The organism is Halomonas sp. MCCC 1A11062, assembly GCF_021404355.1.
Taxonomy (GTDB): Bacteria; Pseudomonadota; Gammaproteobacteria; order Pseudomonadales; family Halomonadaceae; genus Halomonas; species Halomonas aerodenitrificans.
On record NZ_JABFTW010000003.1, the window covers coordinates 66,889 to 87,727 of the forward strand.

Sequence of the window (20,839 nt, forward strand, 5' to 3'; positions counted from 1 at the left end):
TGGCCTGCCAAGGCAACGCTACCAACGCTCACTGCATGCGAATGCCGCCGTCGAGACGGATCACTTCCCCGTTGAGCATGGCGTTGGTGATGATCTGCTCGGCCAGGCGGGCGAACTCGTCGGGATGGCCCAGGCGCTTGGGGAACGGCACCGAGGCGGCCAGCGCCTTGGCGGCCTCGTCGGGAATCTCGCTCATCATCGGCGTCTGGAACACCCCGGGGGCAATGGCCATCACGCGGATGCCATGACGCGACAGCTCGCGTGCCGCCGGCAGGCTCATGCCCACCACCCCGGCCTTGGAGGCGCTGTAGGCGCACTGCCCCACCTGGCCGTCGAAGGCGGCGATGGAGGCCGTGTTGACGATCACCCCGCGCTCGCCGTCCTCGCTCGGTGCATTTTTCGCCATGGCGGCGGCGGCCAGACGCATGACGTTGAAGGTGCCAACCAGGTTGATCTGCACCGTGCGCGCGTAGGCGTCGAGGTCGGCCGGGTTGCCTTCACGGTCGACCAGCTTGGCCACGCTGACCACCCCGGCGCAGTGCACCACCCCGGCCAGACCCGCATCGCCCCCCAGGGCGACGGCGGCGTCCACCGCCGTCTGCATGTCGGCCGCCGAGGTCACGTCGCCGCGTACCGCGCGGGCGGCCTCGCCCAGCGTTTCGGCGTGGGCCTCGACGGCCTCGCTGAGGTCGCAGAGCACCACCCGGCCGCCGCCGGCCACCAGGCGCTCGGCAGTGGCCGCCCCCAGTCCGGAGGCGGCGCCGGTGATCAGAAAGGTACGGTCCTTCACTTGCATTGGGTTGTCTCCCGGTTCATTTGGCTGCTGCCTCCGCCTTTTCGGCGGCATCGGCGCGCAGCTTGAAGCGCTGTATCTTGCCGCTGGGCGTCTTGGGCAGGGCCTCGACGAATTCGATCACCCGCGGAAAGGCGTGGGTGGAGAGCCGCTCACGCACCCGCTGACGAATCTCGTCGGCCAGTTCGTCGCTGGCCTCGAAGCCCTCGCGCAGCACCACATAGGACTTGATGATCTCGCCGCGAATCTCGTCGGGCTGGCCCACCGCGGCGGACTCCGCCACTGCCGGATGCGTGAGCACGGTGTTCTCCACGTCGGTGGGACCTACACGGTAGCCGGCGGTGGTGATGATGTCGTCGTCACGCCCGGCGAACTGGAAGGTGCCGTCCTCGTTGCGGATCACAACGTCGCCGGTCAGGTAGTAGCCCTTGGCGAAGGGGTGCTTCTCCTGCCAGGTATAGCCCTGGAAGAAGTGCGCCGGCGAGCGCTCGATGTCCACCGCCAGCACGCCCGGCTCGCCCGGCGGCAGCTCGTTGTACTCGGCGTCGAGAATGGCCAGGCGATAACCGGGCATGGGCACGCCCATGGCCCCAACGTGCTTGGGATGCCCGAGCGCATGATGGTTGCAGCAGGTCATGCCGGTCTCGGTCTGGCCATAGTGATCCATCACCGGACAGCCCAGCGAGCGCTCGACCCAGGTCACCACTTCGGTGTTGAGCGGCTCACCGGCGGAGCTGGCCACGCGCAGCTCGAGGCTCTCGTGGGCGCTGTCGAACAGCCCCGAGGCCTTCATCAGGCGATAGGCGGTGGGCGCGGCGGCAAAGTTGGTGATGCGGTGCCGGCGCATGAAGTCGAGCGCCCCTTCGGCGCTGAAACCCGCCTCGCAGAAATGCGTGGTCACCCCCAGCAGCAGCGGCCCGGCAATGGCGTAGTAGAGCCCATAGGCCCAGCCGGGGTCGGCCATGTTCCAGAAGCGGTCGCTCTCGCGCAGGTCGATGGCCAGCTCCATGTAAAGAGCGAAGGCCGGCATGCCGGAGAGCGGCACCGCCACCCCCTTGGGCTTGCCCACGGTGCCCGAGGTGAACATCTGCAGGAACGGAGCCTCCGGCGAGAGCCGAGGCGGATTGGCCTGGATCGGCGAGTGCGACAGCGCCTCGTCCCAGTCGAGATCGCCGTCGTGTCCTTCGCTCGGTCCGCCTACGGCCAGCACCGGCGGACACTGGGAGAGACCGTCGAACTTGAAGCGGTTGGCATGATCGGTGATCACCAGCTTGGTATCGGCCCGGCCCAGGCGGTAATCCACGGCATCGGGGCCGAAGGCGGTGAACAGCGGCTGATAGACCGCCCCGATACGCCAGGTGGCCAGTACCGCCACCAGCAACTCGGGGGAACGCGGCAGCATGCAGGCGATGCGGTCACCCACGCCCAGACCGCGCTCGGCGAACCAGCCGGCGAGCCGGGCGCTCTCGGCTTCCAGCTCGGCATAGGTACGCCGATTGACGTTGCCCTGGGTATCCTCATGCACCAGCGCCAAAACCTCACCGCGGCCGGCGCGCAGGTGGCGGCCGCAGCAGGATTCGAAAGCGTTGAACTTGCCATCGCCGTGATCGTCGAGACGCGCGATGACCTCGTCGATGGAGAAGCGCTCCATAAAGGCGGGATACTCAGGAAGCGATTGCGTGCTCATTGACTGCCCTCTTGTGCCTGATTGTGCTTGTTGTTGAAGCTCCGCCTCGACACTGCGCCAGTGTCGAGGCCGGTTCGCCGTTCCATTCCGTTTGGATCTCTTCTGCTTAGATGCAGTTGACGTAAGCGTCAACCTAGCAAGCGCTAGGTACAAGCTAGAAGCAAACTCAAGGCGGGGCAACCCCTCGAATGAGGGGTATGGGCTAGACCTTGGTCGACTGCCCAGGCGGGGTGTGGGCTGAGGTGGTGATCATCGCGACCAGCTCATGGGCCAGATCTTCGGGTTTGCGTGCGCCTTCGGGGTCGTACCAGCGCACCGTCCAGTTCAGCGCCCCCATGACGAAGCGCGAGACGAGAAAGCGGTCGCCGTGTATCAGACCGGCCTCCAGGGCCTCGTCGATGACCCGCTCCCACAGCTCTTCGTAAGCATCGCGCAAATGGCTGAGATGATCTCGCGATGCGGCATCCAGCCGCCGCCACTCGTAGAGCGCGACGACATGGGCGTTGCGGTCGGTCAGCAGCGTCTGCAGATGCGCCCTGGCCATGGCATGCAGCCGTTCGTCGGCCGAGTCGCCGCACTCTTCCAGCGCCTGACGCGCCAGCGCCAGGGCGTTCTGGGTGCCCTCCTCGATGACGGCGGCAAGGATCTCCTGCTTGTCGCGGAAATGATGGAACAGACTGCCAGACTTGATGCCCATCTCCTGGGCCAGCATGCGCACCGTGGTACGGTCGAACCCCTCCTGAACGAACAATTGCGCGGCCAGACGGGTCAATTCCTTACGGCGTGGGGACTCGTTAACGACATTCATCGGGTTTACACTAGCGCTTGCTTGGTTGATCTTGAGAAGAACACAGCAGCGCAAGGAGGTCAACGCGACTAGCGTCGAGACGGCGCTGCGAGAACGTGAGAATACATGCAAGAGACGGCCGTGGCGCCAGGCCGGCTCGCGACAATGACAAATCACCCAGGAATACCAGGAGACCGCCACCATGAGCAGCCCGCACGACATCGTCTTTCTTTCCGCTACCCGCACGCCCATGGGCGGCATGCTGGGCAGTCTGGCCAGTCTCACGGCACCCGAACTCGCCGCCACGGCGATTCGTGCCGCCATCGAGCGTGCCGGTATCGAGGCCGGCAGCATCGATGAAGGCATCATGGGCTGCGTGCTGCCGGGTGGCGTCAAGCAGGGTCCGGCTCGCCAGGCCATGCGCCAGGCCGGCATTCCCGACGGCATCGGCGCCACCACCATCAACAAGCTGTGCGGCTCAGGCATGAAGGCCGCCATGCTGGCCCACGACCTGATCCGTGCCGGCAGCGGCGAGGTGATCCTGGCCGGAGGCATGGAATCAATGTCCAACGCCCCCCACGTGCTGACCAAGGCGCGCACCGGCTACCGTCTGGGCCATGGCGAGCTGAAGGATCACATGTTCCTCGACGGCCTGGAAGACGCCGAAACCGGCAAGCTGATGGGCGTGTTCGCCCAGGACATCGCCAGCCAGCGCGACTACTCCCGCGAGCGTCTGGACGACTTCGCCATCGCCTCGCTGGAGCGGGCCATGGCGGCCACCAATGCCGGCCACCTCGCGGCCGAGATGGCCCCGGTCACCGTCACCAGCCGTCAGGGCGAAAGCGTGGTCGAGCACGACGAGCAGCCGTTCCAGGCCAAGCTCGACAAGATCCGTCAGCTGCGCCCCGCCTTCGCCAAGGACGGGACCATCACCGCGGCCAACTCCAGCTCCATCTCCGACGGCGCCTCGGCGCTGATCCTGGCCAGCCAGGCCGCGGCAGACAGGCTCGGCAGCAAGCCGCTGGCGCGCATGCTGGGTCACAGCACCCACTCCCAGCACCCCAGCGAGTTCACCATCGCCCCGGTGGGCGCCATCGACAAGCTGATGAAGAAGCTCGGCTGGGGCGTGGCCGACGTCGACCTGTTCGAGATCAACGAAGCCTTCGCCGTGGTCACGCTGCTGGCCATGGACGGACTCGACATCCCGCACGACAAGGTCAACGTCTTCGGCGGCGCCTGCGCCCAGGGCCACCCCATCGGCTCCACCGGCTCGCGCATCATCGCCACTCTGATCCACGCCCTGCGCACCAAGGGCGGCAAGCGCGGCATCGCCAGCCTGTGCATCGGCGGCGGCGAAGCCACCGCGGTGGCCATCGAACTCGTGGATTGATACCTGGTCTACCGATCGAGCGCTGCATCGACGACGCCCGCCTCCTCTACAGGAGGCGGGCGTTTTCATGTGCAGGTGCTGGGTCAAGAGAGTGGGCTCGAGAGCCGGTCCAGCCGCAGCCGCTCGCGGGAGTCGAACAGCCGGCGGCTGCCCGCCGAAACGGCCGCCAGGGTGCCGAAGCCGGTGCCCAGCGTGATCGCGAACATGATCAGGATCTGGTACTTCACCGCCAGGCCCGGCGCGGTGCCGGCGAGTATCTGGCCGGTCATCATGCCCGGCAGGCTGACCACCCCGGCCGCGGCCATGGCATTGATCATCGGCATCAGCCCGCTGCGCATCGCCTCGCGACGAATGTCGCCGATCGCTTCCTGCCAGGGCTGTCCCAGCATCAGCCGGTTCTCGATCACGCCGCGCTGACGCCAGGCGCTGTCGGTCAACCGGTCCAGCGCCAGGGCCACGCCGGTCATGGTGTTGCCCAGCAGCATGCCCAGCAGCGGAATGGCGTACTGCGGCAGATACCAGGGCTCGGGGCCGATGATCACGGTCAGCGTCAGCACGGCCACGGTGAACGAGGAGAGAAACATCGACAGCGTGCCGATGCCGAAGGCCCAGCCGCCCAGCAGCCGGCGTTTCTGGCGCGCCATCACCTCGCGCCCGGCGATCAGCAGCATCGCCAGTGCCATCAGCACCACCCATACCAGCCGTTCGGCGGCGAACAGCGCTTCCAGCACCAGGCCCACCAGCGCCAGCTGAATGACGGTTCGCAGCGCCGCAATCAACAGGCTGCGACTCATGCCCAGCCGCATGGCAGCGGTGCAGCCGGCAAGTGCCACCACCATCAGTGCCGCCAGCGCCAGCTGCCACCAGGAGAGCTCGATCACGTTCATGCGGGCTCCAACTCCTCGAGCCGCGCTCCGGCAATCCTCCAGTGATGGCTGGCCACCCGGGCGATCTGCGCGCGGTCGTGGGCCACCCACAGGGTCGGCCAGCCGCGGGAGCGAATGCGCTCGACCAGCCAGGCCTCCACCCGCGCGCTGGTGGCGTCATCCAGGTTGGCGGTCGGCTCGTCGAGCAGCAGCACCTGCGGCTCGAGGCTCACCGCCCGCAGCAGGCCGAGGCGCTGCTTCTCACCGGTGGAGAGACGGCTCACCTGCCACTCCAGGGTATCGGGCGTGAAGCCCAGCGCCGCGAGCTCGCTTTCTGCGGGGCGCGTGGCGAAATGCTCCCCCACCCGATCCTCCCACCAGTGGCTCTCGGCCGGCACCAGCATCACCCGGCGACGCCAGACATGCCCCGGCATTTGCGACTGGGCCTGCTCGCCCAGCCACACCTCGCCGGCGTGAGGCTCGAGATCGGTCACGGCGCGCAGCAGCCGGCTCTTGCCCGAGCCGCTGGCACCGGAAATGCAGCCGATCTCGCCGGGCGCTATCCCGAGATCGATATCGCTCAGCGCGCCGATGCCGACGCCAACGAGCCGCAGAGGTTCGGTCGAGCCCAAATCGCTTCCTCATCATCGGTATTGGCTGAATCATAACAGCGCAGGCGCCGGGTTCGACATGCCGGCCGGCGTTGCTCATATATGGAAAACCATATATCTTTCGCCAAGCCCTTCTCGCGCAGGAGCCACACATGCCCAACGACACTCTCACCCAGGCGCCCTCCACTGCCGAAGGCATGGGACGCTTCGAGCGCTTTCTCTCCGTGTGGGTGGCGCTGGCCATCGTCGCGGGCGTACTGCTTGGCCAGTTCGCCCCGGCCGTACCCGAGACGTTGGCGCAATTCGAGGTCGCCCAGGTATCGATTCCGGTGGCCATTCTGATCTGGGCCATGATCTTTCCGATGATGGCCCAGATCGATTTCGCCGCGGTGCTCGGCGTTCGCCGCCAGCCCAAGGGGCTGGTCATCACCACCACGGTGAATTGGCTGATCAAGCCCTTCACCATGTTCGCCATTGCCTGGCTCTTCCTGATGGTACTGTTCCGGCCCTGGATCCCCGAGCCGCTGGCTCAGCAGTACCTGGCCGGGGCGATCCTGCTGGGCGCCGCACCCTGCACTGCCATGGTCTTCGTCTGGAGCACCCTGACCCGCGGCGACGCCGCCTACACCCTGGTGCAGGTCTCGCTCAACGATCTGATCATGCTGTTCGCCTTCGCTCCCATCGTGGTGCTGCTGCTTGGCGTTTCCAACATCCAGGTGCCGTGGGATACCGTGGCGCTGTCGGTCTTCCTCTACATCGTCATCCCGCTCACGGCGGGCTATCTCACGCGCCGCATCCTGATCGCCAGGCGCGGCAGTGCGTGGTATGACAACGTCTTCATGAAGCGGATCGGGCCGATCACTCCCATCGGCCTGATCGTCACCCTGATACTGCTTTTCGCCTTCCAGGGTGACGTGATTCTCGCCAACCCGCTGCACATCGTGCTGATCGCCATTCCGCTGATCGTGCAGACATTTCTGATCTTCTACATCGCCTATGGCTGGGCCAAGGCCTGGAAGGTACCGCACAACGTGGCCGCTCCCGGGGCCATGATCGGCGCCAGCAACTTCTTCGAGCTGGCAGTGGCGGTGGCCATCGCGCTGTTTGGCCTGCAGTCCGGCGCAGCGTTGGCCACGGTGGTGGGGGTACTGGTGGAGGTGCCGTTGATGCTGGCTCTGGTGCGCATCGCCAACCGTACCCGACACAGGTTCGCCGCTGCCGGGGCATGACCCCACCAAGACGAATGACGGCTTGCCTCACCGAATGGGCGCGGTGAGTATGCGTGGATGAATGCCACCTCACTGCAGCGCCATGCGCTTACCGTCATCGTGCTTGCCCAGCTGTGCGGCACCTCGCTGTGGTTCTCCGTCAACGGCGTGGGGCTCTCGCTGTCGCGGGATCTCGGCTTCTCAGAGGTCGATCTCGGCAGGCTGACACTCGCCGTGCAGGCGGGCTTCATCTGCGGCACCCTGTTCATCGCCGCCACCGGCCTGGCTGACCGCTTTCGCGCCAGTCGCATCTTCGCCGCCTCCTGCTTGGCGGGCGCGCTGGTCAACGCTGCCTTCGTGCTGGCGGCTACCCAGTTTCCGCTGGCGGTGCTGCTGCGCTTCGCCACCGGGCTATGCCTGGCCGGCATCTATCCGCTGGGCATGAAGCTGGTGATCGGCTGGACGCCCAAGCACACCGGGGCGGCGCTCTCCTGGCTGGTGGGTATGCTCACCCTGGGCACCGCCCTACCCCACTTGCTGCGTGGCAGCACCCTGGGCATGCCGTGGGAGTGGCCACTGCTGGGCGCCTCGCTGCTGGCCCTGCTGGGGGGCGCCATGGTGCTGCGGCTGGGCGACGGCCCGCACCTGCCGCCTTCCGCGGGCAAGGCGCGGCTTTCCGAGGGGCTAGCCGCGCTGGGGGTGAAACGCTTTCGCGCCGTGGCCGGCGGTTACTTCGGCCACTGCTGGGAACTCTACGCCTTCTGGATGCTGACACCCTTTCTGGTCATGCGCGAAGTCGAACGGCTCATGGCCTCCAACGATCTGGTGGCCTGGCTCTCCTTCGGCATCATTGCGCTGGGGCTGGTGGGCTGCGTGGGGGGCGGTTGGGTGAGCCGCCATTTGGGCAGCCTGTGGGTGGCGCGTTGGGCGCTGACGGCCTCCGGCATGCTATGCCTGGCCTATCCTCTGCTGGCCTGGGCCCCGCCGGGCCTGCTGCTGGCACTGCTGTTTCTCTGGGGACTCACGGTGATCGCCGACTCGCCTCAGTTCTCCGCTCTGGCAGCAGCGGCCGCCCCACGCGAGCGGGTCGGCTCCACGCTGGCGGTAATGAATGCCATCGGCTTCGCGCTCACCATTCCCGCCATCTCGCTGACCACTACGCTGTGGTCGCTGCAGGAACTGTGGGTACTGTGGTGGCTGTTGCCGGGACCGATTCTCGGCCTGTGGGCGCTGCGTGGCGTAAGCGGTTCGGCGGAACCGGCACCGGCGAGACAGGCGTGAGGTCGTCCGCACTTTTCGTCAGAGCTTGAGCTCACAACCTAGCAGAGGGCGGCGCGCCGCTCGGGCCGATTGCCCATGCCCTGCAGGCGCTGCTGTAGCTCGACCAGACGCGGCGCCTCTCCTTTCTCCGCCGCCGCCAGCACCTGGGCCACCCAGCCCGGCAGCTCATCGGATATGCGGTAGTAGACCCACTGGCCTTCACGGCGATCGCTGAGCAGCCCACAGGTCCGCAGCTGCGCCAGGTGCCGCGAGACCTTGGGCTGGGACTCTTGCAGAGCATGGGTCATTTCGCAGACGCACAGCTCCCCTTCTTCCCGAATCAAAAGGGTCAGCGTCAAACGGGTCTCGTCGGCGAGGCATTTGAAGAGGCGAACGGGATCCAGCTCGGGCACCGGCAGTCTCCAGCGGCAAGGACGGAGCCCCATTCTAACCAAGTGAAGCCCCGTCCGTGCAGGCGAATCAACCCAGCTTGCGCAGCTTGGCATCCACCCACAGTTGAAGGCGCCCGCGGATCTCCCGTAGCGTCTTGCGGTAGGCATTGGGGTCGTCACTCAGGCGGGGGTCGGGAATGTCCCAGAAGACCACTTCGCCGGCCTGTCCCTGCCACTCACGGCAGCTCTGCTGGGCTTTCTCGCACAGCACGATGACCGAGTCGAAATACTCCCCGGCATAGCGCTCCAGCGGCTCGCTGGCCAGCCCTTCGGTGCCGATACCCAGATGGTGAAGCGCTTCGAGCGTGAGTTCATGGGGTCGATCGGGCTCGACCCCGGCACTGAAGGCGACGATCCGCTCGCCTTCGATATGGTTGAGCAGCGCCTCGGCCATCAACGAACGGGCGGAGTTGGCGTTGCAGAGAAAGAGAACCCGATACGGTTTCACTGTACTCACCTCACCTCGATCAGCCGAAACGTCCGGTGATATAGTCATGGGTGCGCTGTTCGCGCGGATTGGTGAAGATGTCGTCGGTATCGCCTACCTCGACCAGGTCGCCGAGGTGGAAGAACGCCGTCTTGTGCGCCACCCGCGCCGCCTGCTGCATGTTGTGGGTCACCATGACGATGGTGTAGCTCTCGCTCAGCTCATCGATGAGCTGCTCGATCTTGCCCGTGGCGATGGGATCGAGGGCTGAGCAAGGCTCGTCCATCAGGATCACCTCAGGGCTCACCGCAATGGTGCGCGCAATGCACAGACGCTGCTGCTGCCCTCCGGAGAGACTGGTGCCGGGCTGATCCAGGCGATCCTTTACTTCGTCCCACAGCCCGGCACGGCGCAGGCTGCTCTCGACGATATCGTCGAGTTCGGCACGCCGCCGGGCCAGGCCGTGCAGGCGCGGGCCGTAGGCGATGTTCTCGTAGATCGACTTGGGGAAGGGGTTGGGCTTCTGGAACACGATCCCAACCTGGGCACGCAGCAGCACCACGTCGAGCGAGGGGTCGTAGATGTCGTTGCCGTCGAGGGTCACCTGGCCCTCGACGCGACTCCCCGCAATGGTATCGTTCATGCGGTTCAGGCAGCGCAGGAAGGTCGACTTGCCGCAGCCCGAGGGGCCGATGAAGGCCACCACCTCATGCTCCATGATATCGAGATCGATACCGTGCAGCGCCTCGTTCTCGCCGTAGAATACCTTGACGCCGCGGGCGCTCATCTTGACGTTGGCTGCCTGGGCAGTGCGCTTGTTCATGGCCGTGGGTACGGTGACGGATACAGTCATGGTTACCACCTCGTCTCGAATTTCTTGCGCAGCCAGATGGCCGTCGCATTGAGGCTCAGCATCAAGCCCAGCAGCACGATGATGGCCGCCGAGGTGCGCGCCTCGAAGAAGTTGCGTAGTTCGTTGCCCTGCCACAAGTAGATCTGCACCGGCAGCGCCGTGGCCTGGTCCACGGGCGAACTGGGCACGTTGGCAACGAAGGCATTCATGCCGATGAGCAGCAGCGGTGCCGTTTCCCCCAGCGCCTGAGCAACGCCCAGGATCGAGCCGGTGAGGATGCCCGGCAGCGCCAGGGGCAGTACGTGATGGAACACCGTCTGCACCCGCGAAGCACCGATGCCCAGCGCCGCCTGGCGGATCGAGGGCGGAATCGAGCGCAGCGCCGCTCGCGTGGCAATGATGATGGTGGGCAGCGTCATCAGCGTCAGCACCAGACCGCCCACCAGCGGCGCGGAAAGCGGCAGACGTAGATAGCCGATGAAGATCGCCGCCCCCAGCAGGCCAAAGATGATCGAAGGCACTGCCGCCAGGTTGTTGATGTTGATCTCGATGAGATCGGTCAGGCGGTTCCTGGGCGCGAACTCCTCTAGGTAAATGGCACTGGCCACCCCCAGCGGTATCGACAATGCGATGACGATCAGCATCATGAACAGCGAGCCCATGAAGGCACCGGCCAGACCCGCCGAGGCCGGCGAGCTGCGCGAATCGGTATTGAGGAACAGCGCCGTGCTGAAGGCGTTGCGAATCACTCCCTGCGCTTCCAGATGATCCGCCCACTCGCGGGTCTGGGCGCTCAGCTGCTGGCGGTGATCCGGAAGGTTACGGTCGATGTTCCCCTTCAGCCAGACGTCCACGTTGGCGCTGGCCAGCATCTTGACGTTGATGGTCTGTCCGATCAGCTCGGGGTTCGCGACCACCCGCTCACGCAGCGCGAAGCGCTCACCGGTGGCCACCAGGGCGCGCAGGTCACGCGCCTGGCGCGACTCGATCTCTCCCGGCAGATGGGCCTTGAGCGCCTCGTCGATCAGCGCATTCCAGTTGACCAGGCCAAGCTGATTCAACCAGGCGAGTTCGCGCTCACGAAACTGGGCCGGGCTCTCCCCTGTCTCGCGCACCGGCCGCTCGTCTACCTGGATGACCTCGGGGTCGAGGTAGACGTCGAGATAGAGGGTGGCCTGCCAGAAGGCCGGCAGCCCGCGTGCCAGAATGCTGGTGAACAGAATCGCCACCAGCACCAGGCCGGTGACGACGGCAGCCAGCCCCATGAACCTGAAGCGACGCTCGCGGGCATGTCGGGCGTTCAGTGAACGCTGGATGGTATCGAGCCGTGCGCGGCGTCTGGTATCGGCAATGTCGAAATTGGTAGCGGTCACAGGGCGTCACTCATATTGCTGACGGTATTTACGTACCACCACCAGGGCGATCACATTGAGCCCCAGAGTGATGACGAACAGCGTAAGACCAAGCGCGAACGCCACCAGCGACTGCGGGCTGGAGAAGTCCATGTCGCCGGTCAACTGGTTGACGATGGTCACGGTGATGGTGGAGATAGCCTCAAGAGGATTGGCATGCAGCACCGGGTTGTTGCCGGCAGCCAACACCACGATCATGGTCTCGCCGATGGCGCGACTGGCAGCCAGCAGAAAAGCACCGACGATGCCCGGCAGCGCGGCGGGCAGCACGACTTGGCGAATCATCTCCGACTTGGTAGCACCGAGCCCCAGGGCGCCGTCGCGCAGCGATTTCGGCACCTGGGTGATGATGTCGTCGGAGAGCGAAGAGACGAAGGGAATGATCATGATCCCCATCACCAGGCCCGCCGTCAGCGCGCTGGTGGCACGAATGCCGATTCCCAGCATGTCGCCCAGCCCGGACAGGAACGGGCCGATCACGATCAGGGCGAAGAAGCCGTATACGATGGTCGGAATACCAGCCAGCACCTCGATGATCGGCTTGGCCACGTTGCGCAGCCACGGCGGTGCGTACTCCGCCATGTAGATGGCCGTCATCAGCCCCAGGGGTATCGCCACCAGCAGCGCAATGGCGCTGACCATGAGCGTACCCCACAGCAGCGGCAACAGCCCGAACTCGCCCTGCTGGCCTACCCCGGAGGTGCTGAAGCGGGGGTTCCATACGGTACCGAAGAAGAACTCCGCAGGGCTGATGTAGCGGAAGAAGTGGAGCGCCTCGCCCACCAGCGACAGCACGATACCCACCGTGGTCAGGATGGCGACGCCGGAACTCAGCGCCAGCAGTGCCGTTATCACCCGTTCGACTTGGTTGCGGGCACGAAGCTGCGGCGAGACACGCCGCTGCGCCGTGACCAGGCCGACGACGGCCAGCACGGCCATGGCCGCGATCATGGCCAGCCGCCCCATGCTTTCGAGGCGAGCCATCTGCTGAGCGGCGGCAACCTCGTAGGCCTGCACCTCACCGCTCACGCCCTGGCCCGAGGCCAGCGCCCCGATGCGACGCAGCAGCACCTGCATCTCACGCTCACTCAATGCGGCAAGCTCAGCCGGTAATTGCTGAACGACCAGCACCTCGACGATGGCATCCTGCAGCAGTAGCCAGACGCCAAAAAGCAGCAGTGCCGGCAGCCCACACCAGAGGGCGACCAGCACGCCGTAATATCCGGGGCGGGAATGCAGCCGCACCCCACCGTCTGCTACCGCCCTACTGCGGGACAGCCCGACCTGATAGGCCATGGCCATCACGATCAACACGGTAGCGATCAAGACAAGATTCATCGTCTCTCCATCTCGCGCTCTTGAGTCCGAGTCGGGGAGCGGCGGCTACCGCTCCCCGTTACTGCAACCCTCTTACTCGGCGGAGACCACGGTGCGCGCCTGGAACTGCTCCAGCGCCTGGGCACGTTCGTCGTCATCCATCGGTATCAGACCGGCGTCTTCCAGCGGGCTACCGAAGCCGGAGATGGCATCGCTGAGGAAGAACTCGGTGTACTCGGCCAGGCCGGGAATCACGTCGAGATGCTCACCCTTGACATAGAAGAACAGCGGACGCGACACCGGATACTCGCCGGAGCCGATGGTCTCCAGGCTCGGCGTGACGCCGTCGACGGTAGCCACCTGCAGGCGGTCGCGGTTCTGGTCGTAGAAGCTCAGACCGAACACGCCCACAGCATCGGCCTGGGCGTCCAGACGCGCCAGGGTCTCGGTGTAGTCACCGGCGATCTCGATGATGCGACCGTCGCCGCGCAGGTTGTTACAGGCATCGCCCTCGATCTCGGCGTAGCTGTCGCAGCCGGCGTGCAGCACCTTCTCTTCGAAGACTTCACGGGTGCCGTGGTTGGAGGCCGGGATGACCAGCACGATCTCCTGATCGGGCAGGTTGCTGTCGATCTCGGACCAACGGGTATAGGGGTTGGCGACCAGTTGGCCGTCCTGAGGAATCTGGGCGGCGGCAGCGGCAAAGACGTGCTGCGGGGTCAGGGCGAACTCACCGCGGTCGGCGCGCGATGCGAAGACGATGCCGTCATAGCCGAACATGACCTCGAGCACGTCGTTGACGCCATTGGCGGCGCAGTTCTCGAGCTCGCCAGAGCGGATGGCCCGGGAGGAGTTGGCGATGTCGATGGTGTTCTCGCCGACGCCCTGACAGAACTGGCGCAGACCGCCGCCGGAACCTCCGGAACCGACCACCGGGGTGTTGAACTGCGGGAAGGAGCCACCGAACTCCTCGGCAACGATGCTGGCAAAGGGCAGCACGGTGGAGGAACCGGCGATCTGGATGGTGTCACGGGCCTGGGCGGCGGTCGACAGACCGGCGGCAAGGGAAGCGGCGATCGCCATGCTCAGCGTGCTCTTCTTGAAGCTCATCTTCACGATCCTCTCTGCGTTTTGATCCGACAGACCCCACGGCCTGGCAGTGTCGTCTTGGCCCGAGGGCCATTCGCAAGAGAGATTCTGGAGATGCTTGATTGCAGAAAGATGACACGTGAACGGAACGTAACGAATTACAGCAGCAGCCCCACTGCCGCTAGCGTACACAAGGCGAGTGAAGCGCCCTGCAGGCGACGCCGGTCTAGCTTGTGGGCGATACGATCAGCCAGGGCGTTGCCGGCCAGCACCGCCGGCAAAAAGGTGAGCGCCAGCCCCAGATGCCACAGACGTACCTGACCGGCCAGCGCCAGAGTCACCAGCGTCAGGCTGGAGGTGATGATGAAGAAGGCCGCCAGATTGCCACGCAGCCGATCCGGCGATAGGCCGTGCATCAGCAGCACCATGGGCGGCCCGCCGATGGCCGCCACGGTGCCGAAGATACCCGAGACCACGCCGGCACCGAACAGGCTCGCTCGGTTGACCGGCAGGCGGAAACGAAACAGCGTAACCGCCACGGCGAACAGCACGCTGAAGGCAATCAGCTTTTCCAACAGCACCATGGGGGCGGCGAGCAGCAGCCACAGGCCCAGGGCATTGCCGGGAAGGCGCCCGATCAGCGCCATGCCGATCTCACCGATCTGCACCTCGTGACGGTAATGACGCACCGTCATCAACGACACGGTGAAGCCGAACAGCACCAGTATCACCGGTACCAGACGCGGCTCGAGCATCAGCAGCAGCGGCGCGCCGACCACCGCCAGGCCGAAGCCTGTGGCACGCTGGACGAAGGCCCCAAGCGCCAATACCAGGGCACAGCCAAGCCAGGTGATCGGCGCCATGTCGAGCCAAAGAAGGAAAGCGTCAGGCATGCACGGGGCGTCCGGCCAGCCGAGACAGCATGACGTTGCCGAACAGCGAGGCCACCAGCATGGTCAGCACCATGGGCCACAGGTTCTCGATCTCGAAGGCCCCCACCATCACCCCTGCCAGCGCCGCGGAACCGAACTTGGCCGCCCCCATCAGCGCCGTGGCGGTGGCGCTCATGTGGCCGAAGTGATCCAGCAGCAATGCCATGGCATTGGGCGAAATCAGCCCGATCATGCCCGAATAGAGCATCACCAGAGCCACGACCACCGGCAGCGAGGCCATTCCGGTCATTACAGCCATCACCAGGCCACTCGCCGCCACCATCTGAATGGCGAGCCCCAGATAGAGATTCTGCAACGGCGTACGCGACTTGAGCAGGTGGATGTTGAGCCGATTGGAAAGCGCGATGAAGATCACGTTGGCCCCCAGCACGAAGGGATAAGTGGCGGGCGACAGACCGAAGTGCTCCATATAGACGAAGGGCGACGCGGTGACGAAGGCGAACAGGCCGCCGAACGAGGCCGACACCGCGCAGATGTAACCCAGCCCTTCCCGATGGCGTATCACACTGGCGTAGTTGCACAACACCTGGGGGAACGAAGCCACGGGGTGATTGGGGTCCCGCGTCTCGGGCAGCCTGGTGGACATCAGCCACAGCAGAAAGGCTGCGTAGCCCGCCAGGAAGACGAAGATCACGCGCCAGCCTGACAGATACAGCATGGCGCTACCGAATAGCGGCGCCACCAATGGCGCCAGCATCATGATCATGGCCATGGTGGAAATCACGCTGGCCGCCTGTCGTCCACTGAAGCAGTCGCGCACGATGGCCGCCGAGTTGACCACACAGGCCCCGCCTCCCAGCGCCTGCACGAAACGCCACGCCAGCAGCTCCGTCAACGAACCAACCGTAGCCAGCATCAGGCTGGCCAGCAGGAACACCACCAGCCCAGACAGCAGCACCGGCTTGCGTCCCAGCCGGTCGGATACCGGCCCGAACAGCAGCTGGCCGATGGCGAAACCGGCCAGGAACACGCTGATGGAAAGCTCGGTATGGTGAATGCTGGCCCCGATGCTGGCCGCCAGTACGCCCATGGCCGGCAGATAGGCATCGATGGCAAAGGGCGCCAGCGCGGTATTGATGGCAACCAGCAGGGAGACTCGTCCAGGCGTCAGGGTCAAGGCTGCTCCATATGCATGTCTGGTAAAAGATAGGTCGCTAATGATACTAGCATGCTTGGGGAAGATCGCCTCGAAACGAAGCCGCCTTTGTCATGAAATGCAATATTAGCGCTTTACCCTTTCCCTGAATTCGATCAGACGCCTTCAGGGAGCACCAAGTGACGCGCCTTCAGAACCTCTCCATCCGTCGAGCCAGCCTTGTCATGCTGGGCCTGGTAACCCTGCTGCTGCTGGCTTTCGCTTCGCTGACCTGGAAAGTGATGCAGCAGAGCCGGCTCGACCTTACCGCGCTCGAACGGATCAACGTAGAGCAGGCCTCGACGCTCAACCGCATGCATATCGCCAGCCTCGAGGGGCTCAATCGCATGGACCGCGCCCTGGAGCGACAGCTGCGCCCCTCCCTGGGTGACCCGTTGGCGGCTCTGCAAGCGATAGAAGCCGAACTCGAAGAAATGACGACTAGCCTTACTTCCTTCCTCGAAGCTACACGCTCTACGCCGCATGGCGCCTTGCGCGATACCCTCGACGCTGACGCCATGAGGCTGATCGAAACGATGCAGCAACAGCTCATGGCCATACGAGCAGGCGATCGCAGCGCCTACCGGCAGTTGACCCTGGAAGCCGTGGATAACAGCCAAGCCCTGACCGAGAGCGCGCGGCACTTCTATGCCTTGGCCGACCAACAGGGTGTGGCGCTGCTGCACCATGCGGAAGGTCAGGCCCAACTGTTCACCTGGCTGCTGACCTCCGGTCTCGCTCTGACCCTCGTCGTCCTGGTTCTCATGGCCTGGCTGGGTCAGCGCTGCGTTCTTACCCCGCTGCAGAACGTCGTGGTCCATTTCCGCACCATCGCCAAGGGCAACCTGACCGAGCCTGTCGTGGCCAGCGGCTTCAAGGAGATCAGTCAGCTCTTCCACGAACTTTCGGGCATGCAGCAATCGCTGGTAGAGACGGTTAGCCATCTGCATGGCACCAGCCATCACGTCCTCGACAGCGCCGAGCGGTTGGCGCAGAGCAACCAGTCGCTTGCCGTACGTACTCGCCAGCAGGGCGCGGCCCTCGAAAAGACCGCCTCGCACCTGCGTGAGCTGACCGACAACGTGGCGGACAATGCCGAAAGCGCCAACCAGGTCAGAACACTGGCCAATACTGCTCTCGACAAGGCGCAGCAGGGAGAAGTCGTGATGCAGCGCTTCATCAGGACGATGGAAGAGATCCACGAGCACGCGACCCAAGTCAACGCGATCGTCGACCTGATCGACTCGATCGCTTTCCAGACCAACATCCTGGCGCTCAATGCATCGGTGGAGGCCGCCCGGGCCGGCGACCAGGGCCGTGGCTTCGGCGTGGTTGCCGGCGAGGTGCGCTCCCTGGCCTCTCGCAGTGCCGAGGCCGCCCACCGGATTCGCGACCTGCTCGGCGCCTCCCGCGACAGCACTCGGCGCGGTAACGAACTCTCGAGCCACGCCAATCAGGGCATGACGGAGATCGTGCAGGCAATCGACGAAGTCAACCGACTGATGGCAGACATCGAACGCGCGTCACAGCAGCAGCATGACGGCATCGCGCAGCTCAACCAGGCCATGGACGACATGACCAGGGTCACCCAGGACAATCAGCAGTTGGTGGCTCACTCCAGCCAAAGTGCCCACGCACTGCGCGAGAAGGCCGAGCACATGCAGGCTCACGCCGGCCGCTTTCGCATCACTGCAGCCCAGGAAAGTCTGACAGAGTCCGAGCCTGTCCTCCATGCCGATGTCTGGCAGCCTCGTGTCATCGATGCTCCACCCCACCTGCGGGGTACAGAAAGCAGCGTTGCCTTGCTAAAGTGACGTAAACCATCACGCCAACGAAGGGAGTTCCATGGCCGAGGACCTGCTTACCCAACTCAAGACGATGAGTACCGTCGTGGCCGACACCGGCGATATCGAGGCTATCCAACGCTTCGCGCCCACCGATGCGACCACCAATCCTTCCTTGATCCTGCAGGCAGCCCAGCATGAGGGCCGACGCGAGCGGCTGGCAGAGATCGCTCGGCAGGCCACCGACATCGACGATGCGCTGGATGCCGTGGCAGTGGAGATCGGCAGCGAGATCAGCGGTCTCGTTCCCGGCTACGTCTCCACCGAAGTCAGTGCACGACTATCCTTCGATACCGAGGCGACTCTGGCCCGCGCGCACTCGCTGATCGAACGTTACGACCGCCACGGCATCGGCCCTGAGCGCATCTTGATCAAGATCGCCTCGACCTGGGAGGGCATACGCGCCGCCCGTCAGCTGGAGCGCGAGGGTATCCACTGCAATCTGACCCTGCTGTTCAGCTTCGCCCAGGCCCAGGCCTGCGCCGACGCCGGCGTAACACTGGTCTCGCCGTTCGTCGGCCGCATCCTCGACTGGAATCGCGACAAGTGGCCGGATGCCGACTTCAGCGGCGATAACGACCCCGGAGTGAAGTCGGTCAAGCGCATCTACGAGCACTACAAGGGGCATGGCTACAAGACCATCGTGATGGGTGCCAGCTTCCGCAATACCGGTGAGATCCTGGCCCTTGCCGGCTGCGACCGCCTGACCATCTCCCCTGCCCTGCTCAGCGAACTGGCAGAGAGCCAAGACCGGCTCGAGCGCCGCCTGACGCCGGTCGACGCCGAGACGTCGCCGCCCGAGCCTCAGGACGAAGCCGAGTACCGCTGGGCGATGAACGAAGACGCCATGGCCACAGAGAAGCTGGCCGAGGGGATTCGCAAGTTCGCCGACGATCAGCGCAAGTTGGAGAAACTGCTGGGAGAGCTGCGTCAGGGCTGAGCAGCAGCCTGACGACGATGGGTGCGGTTGGCATGGCAACGACGCCATGTCGGCCGCAAGCGGGTCCCTCTGGGGCTTGGCTCCTGTCTGGGTGGCCCCTGGGCTCAATCCTTGTGGGAGTGTGAGGTCTCCTGCGCCTCGAGCATTTCCACCAGCGGCTGGAACTCTTCCCGGTTATGCTCGTTCATGCGCATCAGAATGCGGTGCGCTTCCAGGATGCGCTTGCGCATCTCTTCCATGTCGGCGGGAATTTCAGGCAGGTCACACAGCTCACAGGTCTCGGTCAGCGGCGCTTTCACCATGGCGAAGAACTGGGCGAAGCCCATCACTTCGAGCATGCGCTGCACATCGGGGTTGTCCACCACGATGGTAGGCTTGTAGAGGATGTGATCCTTGACCGCCATGGCGACCTTGGCCAGGAAGCCCAAGGCGGTGGAGTCCACGTTGGTGGCCTCGCGCAGATCGATTATCAGCGACTGCAGCCCCGGCGTTCGGGCCAGCTGCTGGGCCTGGCTGTCGAGGGTCGCGCAGAGCGTCAAGCGTACGTCGCCGCACAGCTTGAGCACGAAGACACCAGAGTCGAACGCCGCCTTGACGCGGCCTTCATTCGTGATCATTACCAAATCCGCTCAACATCATGATCGTCAGGTCATCGGGCAGTTCCTGTCCGCCGCCATCCCCTTCGGCATCGATGTCGCGGGGAGTGTCCAGCATCAGGCTGTCGCGAAGCCGCTCCAACGTCGCACAGTTCAAAACACGTTGCTCGAGCTCCCTGAGCCGCGTGTCGAGCGTTTCGCCCGGCAGGCACTCCAGTATTCCATCCGAACACAACCATAACCGGAAGTTCGACGGTAGCGTATACGTCAAACGTGGATACTCCACGTCCGGAAACAGACCGACCGGCATACCTTCACCGGGCAGCTCGCTCACCGTCCCGTCGGCTACCAACAGCGGCTTCGGCAGTTGGGCGCCAAGCGAATAGTGAAGCTCACGGGTCTGGCGGTCAATGACACCAACGAACAGGGTGGCGTGCTTGCCGATCCCGGTGTCCAACAACTCCCGGTTGAGCGATGCCAGCCAGCGTGCCGGCATCTCCGTCGGCTGATCCGCATCCCAGGCGGCCAACCAGCGGTTAAACAGATACTTGAGCAGCACGGTGACGAAGGCGGAAGAGGCACCGTGACCGGAGACGTCGGCAAAATAGAAAAGAATGTGACGATCGTCCAGACGCTGGAAATCGAGAAAATCTCCCGACAGGTAGAGCGAGGGAATCAGCCAGTAATCGCAGCTCACCCCTTCGATGGTCTGAGGGTGAGGCGGCAGCAGCTTGCGCTGAATGTGCCCACCGGCCTGCTGGTCGAGCCGCAGCAGCGCCAGGTGCGTCTCCAGGCTCTCGTTCAACTCTTCCAGATGCGCGTTGAGCTGGGCGAGTCGCTCGCGGTCGTGCTTGCGCTGATCCTCCAACCGCCGCAGCTCGATCGCCTTGCGGATCATGCGCCGCAACAGCTGCCCATGACGCATCGGCTCGACCACGTAATCCACCAGCCCCACGTCGACGGCAGTCAGCAGATCGGCATCGAGCCGCGAGTCGCTCACCACCACGGTGGGCAGGCGCTCCGTCAGGCTCGACCAGGCCAGGCTGGGAATCGCCTGAGCATGGGCCACCACCAAGACCGTCTCCTTGGGCAGATCCTCGAGGCGCTCGGCGGCGAACACCGCCAGACCATCACGGGCGATGGTTTCCGCCAGCGCGTCGCGGTAGGCACCGGGCTCGTCGAGAACGCCAATCAACGGCTTGGGTAGATCCATCGGCTC

General features: G+C 64.8%; 20 protein-coding genes. 5 read left to right on the forward strand and 15 right to left on the reverse strand.

Features of this window, described 5'->3' with window-relative positions; all coding sequences use genetic code 11:
- Positions 1-28 precede the first annotated feature (28 nt).
- The 3 genes from HOP58_RS04490 to HOP58_RS04500 form a co-directional block, all read right to left on the reverse strand.
- Complete coding sequence (locus HOP58_RS04490; protein ID WP_234259687.1) at positions 29-796, reverse strand: SDR family NAD(P)-dependent oxidoreductase; 768 nt, start codon at positions 794-796, stop codon at positions 29-31.
- 16 nt (positions 797-812) lie between these two features.
- A complete protein-coding gene (locus tag HOP58_RS04495) occupies positions 813-2,480 on the reverse strand; it encodes an AMP-binding protein (RefSeq protein WP_010627921.1) in 1,668 nt (555 codons plus the stop codon).
- A 202-nt stretch (positions 2,481-2,682) separates the two neighbouring features.
- Positions 2,683-3,288: a TetR/AcrR family transcriptional regulator gene (locus HOP58_RS04500; RefSeq protein ID WP_035590879.1), complete on the reverse strand. Its 606-nt coding sequence runs from the start codon at positions 3,286-3,288 to the stop codon at positions 2,683-2,685.
- A 181-nt stretch (positions 3,289-3,469) separates the two neighbouring features.
- Between HOP58_RS04500 and HOP58_RS04505 the strand changes: the two genes are divergently transcribed.
- Positions 3,470-4,657 (forward strand): acetyl-CoA C-acyltransferase, encoded by a 1,188-nt coding sequence (locus HOP58_RS04505; RefSeq protein ID WP_010627919.1) that lies wholly within the window; start codon positions 3,470-3,472, stop codon positions 4,655-4,657.
- A gap of 83 nt (positions 4,658-4,740) precedes the next feature.
- On the opposite strand, the gene fetB is transcribed toward HOP58_RS04505, so the two are convergent.
- The gene (gene fetB, locus HOP58_RS04510) at positions 4,741-5,544 is read right to left on the reverse strand and encodes an iron export ABC transporter permease subunit FetB (protein WP_234259688.1); all 804 of its coding nucleotides are present in this window, start codon (positions 5,542-5,544) and stop codon (positions 4,741-4,743) included.
- Complete coding sequence (locus tag HOP58_RS04515) at positions 5,541-6,155, reverse strand: ATP-binding cassette domain-containing protein (RefSeq protein WP_234259689.1); 615 nt, start codon at positions 6,153-6,155, stop codon at positions 5,541-5,543. The genes fetB and HOP58_RS04515 overlap by 4 nt, the downstream gene beginning before the upstream one ends.
- Before the next feature lie 131 nt (positions 6,156-6,286).
- On the opposite strand from HOP58_RS04515, the gene arsB reads away from it, so the two are divergent.
- The gene (gene arsB, locus HOP58_RS04520; protein WP_010627916.1) at positions 6,287-7,363 is read left to right on the forward strand and encodes an ACR3 family arsenite efflux transporter; all 1,077 of its coding nucleotides are present in this window, start codon (positions 6,287-6,289) and stop codon (positions 7,361-7,363) included.
- A gap of 57 nt (positions 7,364-7,420) precedes the next feature.
- Positions 7,421-8,623, forward strand: a complete 1,203-nt coding sequence (locus HOP58_RS04525) for an MFS transporter (RefSeq protein WP_234259690.1) — start codon at positions 7,421-7,423, stop codon at positions 8,621-8,623.
- A gap of 38 nt (positions 8,624-8,661) precedes the next feature.
- On the opposite strand, the gene HOP58_RS04530 is transcribed toward HOP58_RS04525, so the two are convergent.
- The 8 genes from HOP58_RS04530 to HOP58_RS04565 all read right to left on the reverse strand — a co-directional run bounded on the left by HOP58_RS04530 (position 8,662) and on the right by HOP58_RS04565 (position 16,222).
- Positions 8,662-9,048, reverse strand: a complete 387-nt coding sequence (locus tag HOP58_RS04530; RefSeq protein WP_234254163.1) for a metalloregulator ArsR/SmtB family transcription factor — start codon at positions 9,046-9,048, stop codon at positions 8,662-8,664.
- Between the two features lie 34 nt (positions 9,049-9,082).
- Complete coding sequence (locus tag HOP58_RS04535; RefSeq protein WP_010627913.1) at positions 9,083-9,502, reverse strand: arsenate reductase ArsC; 420 nt, start codon at positions 9,500-9,502, stop codon at positions 9,083-9,085.
- 19 nt (positions 9,503-9,521) lie between these two features.
- Positions 9,522-10,304 carry a phosphate ABC transporter ATP-binding protein PstB gene (pstB, locus tag HOP58_RS04540; protein ID WP_026038058.1) on the reverse strand — a complete coding sequence of 261 codons (783 nt, stop codon included), beginning with the start codon at positions 10,302-10,304 and terminating at the stop codon, positions 9,522-9,524.
- A 32-nt stretch (positions 10,305-10,336) separates the two neighbouring features.
- A complete protein-coding gene (gene pstA, locus HOP58_RS04545) occupies positions 10,337-11,707 on the reverse strand; it encodes a phosphate ABC transporter permease PstA (protein ID WP_010627911.1) in 1,371 nt (456 codons plus the stop codon).
- Between the two features lie 6 nt (positions 11,708-11,713).
- A complete protein-coding gene (gene pstC / locus HOP58_RS04550; protein ID WP_010627910.1) occupies positions 11,714-13,084 on the reverse strand; it encodes a phosphate ABC transporter permease subunit PstC in 1,371 nt (456 codons plus the stop codon).
- Between the two features lie 72 nt (positions 13,085-13,156).
- A complete protein-coding gene (locus tag HOP58_RS04555; protein ID WP_010627909.1) occupies positions 13,157-14,173 on the reverse strand; it encodes a substrate-binding domain-containing protein in 1,017 nt (338 codons plus the stop codon).
- 137 nt (positions 14,174-14,310) lie between these two features.
- Entirely contained in the window at positions 14,311-15,045 is a 735-nt protein-coding gene (locus tag HOP58_RS04560) for a sulfite exporter TauE/SafE family protein (protein WP_010627908.1), read from the reverse strand.
- Positions 15,038-16,222, reverse strand: a complete 1,185-nt coding sequence (locus HOP58_RS04565; RefSeq protein ID WP_010627907.1) for a multidrug effflux MFS transporter — start codon at positions 16,220-16,222, stop codon at positions 15,038-15,040. Before HOP58_RS04565 ends, HOP58_RS04560 begins: the two co-directional genes overlap by 8 nt.
- A 158-nt stretch (positions 16,223-16,380) precedes the next feature.
- Between HOP58_RS04565 and HOP58_RS23245 the strand changes: the two genes are divergently transcribed.
- Complete coding sequence (locus HOP58_RS23245) at positions 16,381-18,054, forward strand: methyl-accepting chemotaxis protein (RefSeq protein ID WP_234259691.1); 1,674 nt, start codon at positions 16,381-16,383, stop codon at positions 18,052-18,054.
- A gap of 31 nt (positions 18,055-18,085) precedes the next feature.
- The gene (gene tal / locus HOP58_RS04575) at positions 18,086-19,024 is read left to right on the forward strand and encodes a transaldolase (protein ID WP_234259692.1); all 939 of its coding nucleotides are present in this window, start codon (positions 18,086-18,088) and stop codon (positions 19,022-19,024) included.
- A gap of 104 nt (positions 19,025-19,128) precedes the next feature.
- Here the strand turns inward: tal and HOP58_RS04580 are convergent, their stop codons facing one another.
- Together HOP58_RS04580 and HOP58_RS04585 are read right to left on the reverse strand one after the other, a co-directional pair.
- Positions 19,129-19,641: an STAS domain-containing protein gene (locus tag HOP58_RS04580; protein WP_010627904.1), complete on the reverse strand. Its 513-nt coding sequence runs from the start codon at positions 19,639-19,641 to the stop codon at positions 19,129-19,131.
- Positions 19,628-20,833 carry a PP2C family protein-serine/threonine phosphatase gene (locus HOP58_RS04585; RefSeq protein ID WP_010627903.1) on the reverse strand — a complete coding sequence of 402 codons (1,206 nt, stop codon included), beginning with the start codon at positions 20,831-20,833 and terminating at the stop codon, positions 19,628-19,630. Before HOP58_RS04585 ends, HOP58_RS04580 begins: the two co-directional genes overlap by 14 nt.
- Positions 20,834-20,839: the final 6 nt, after the last annotated feature.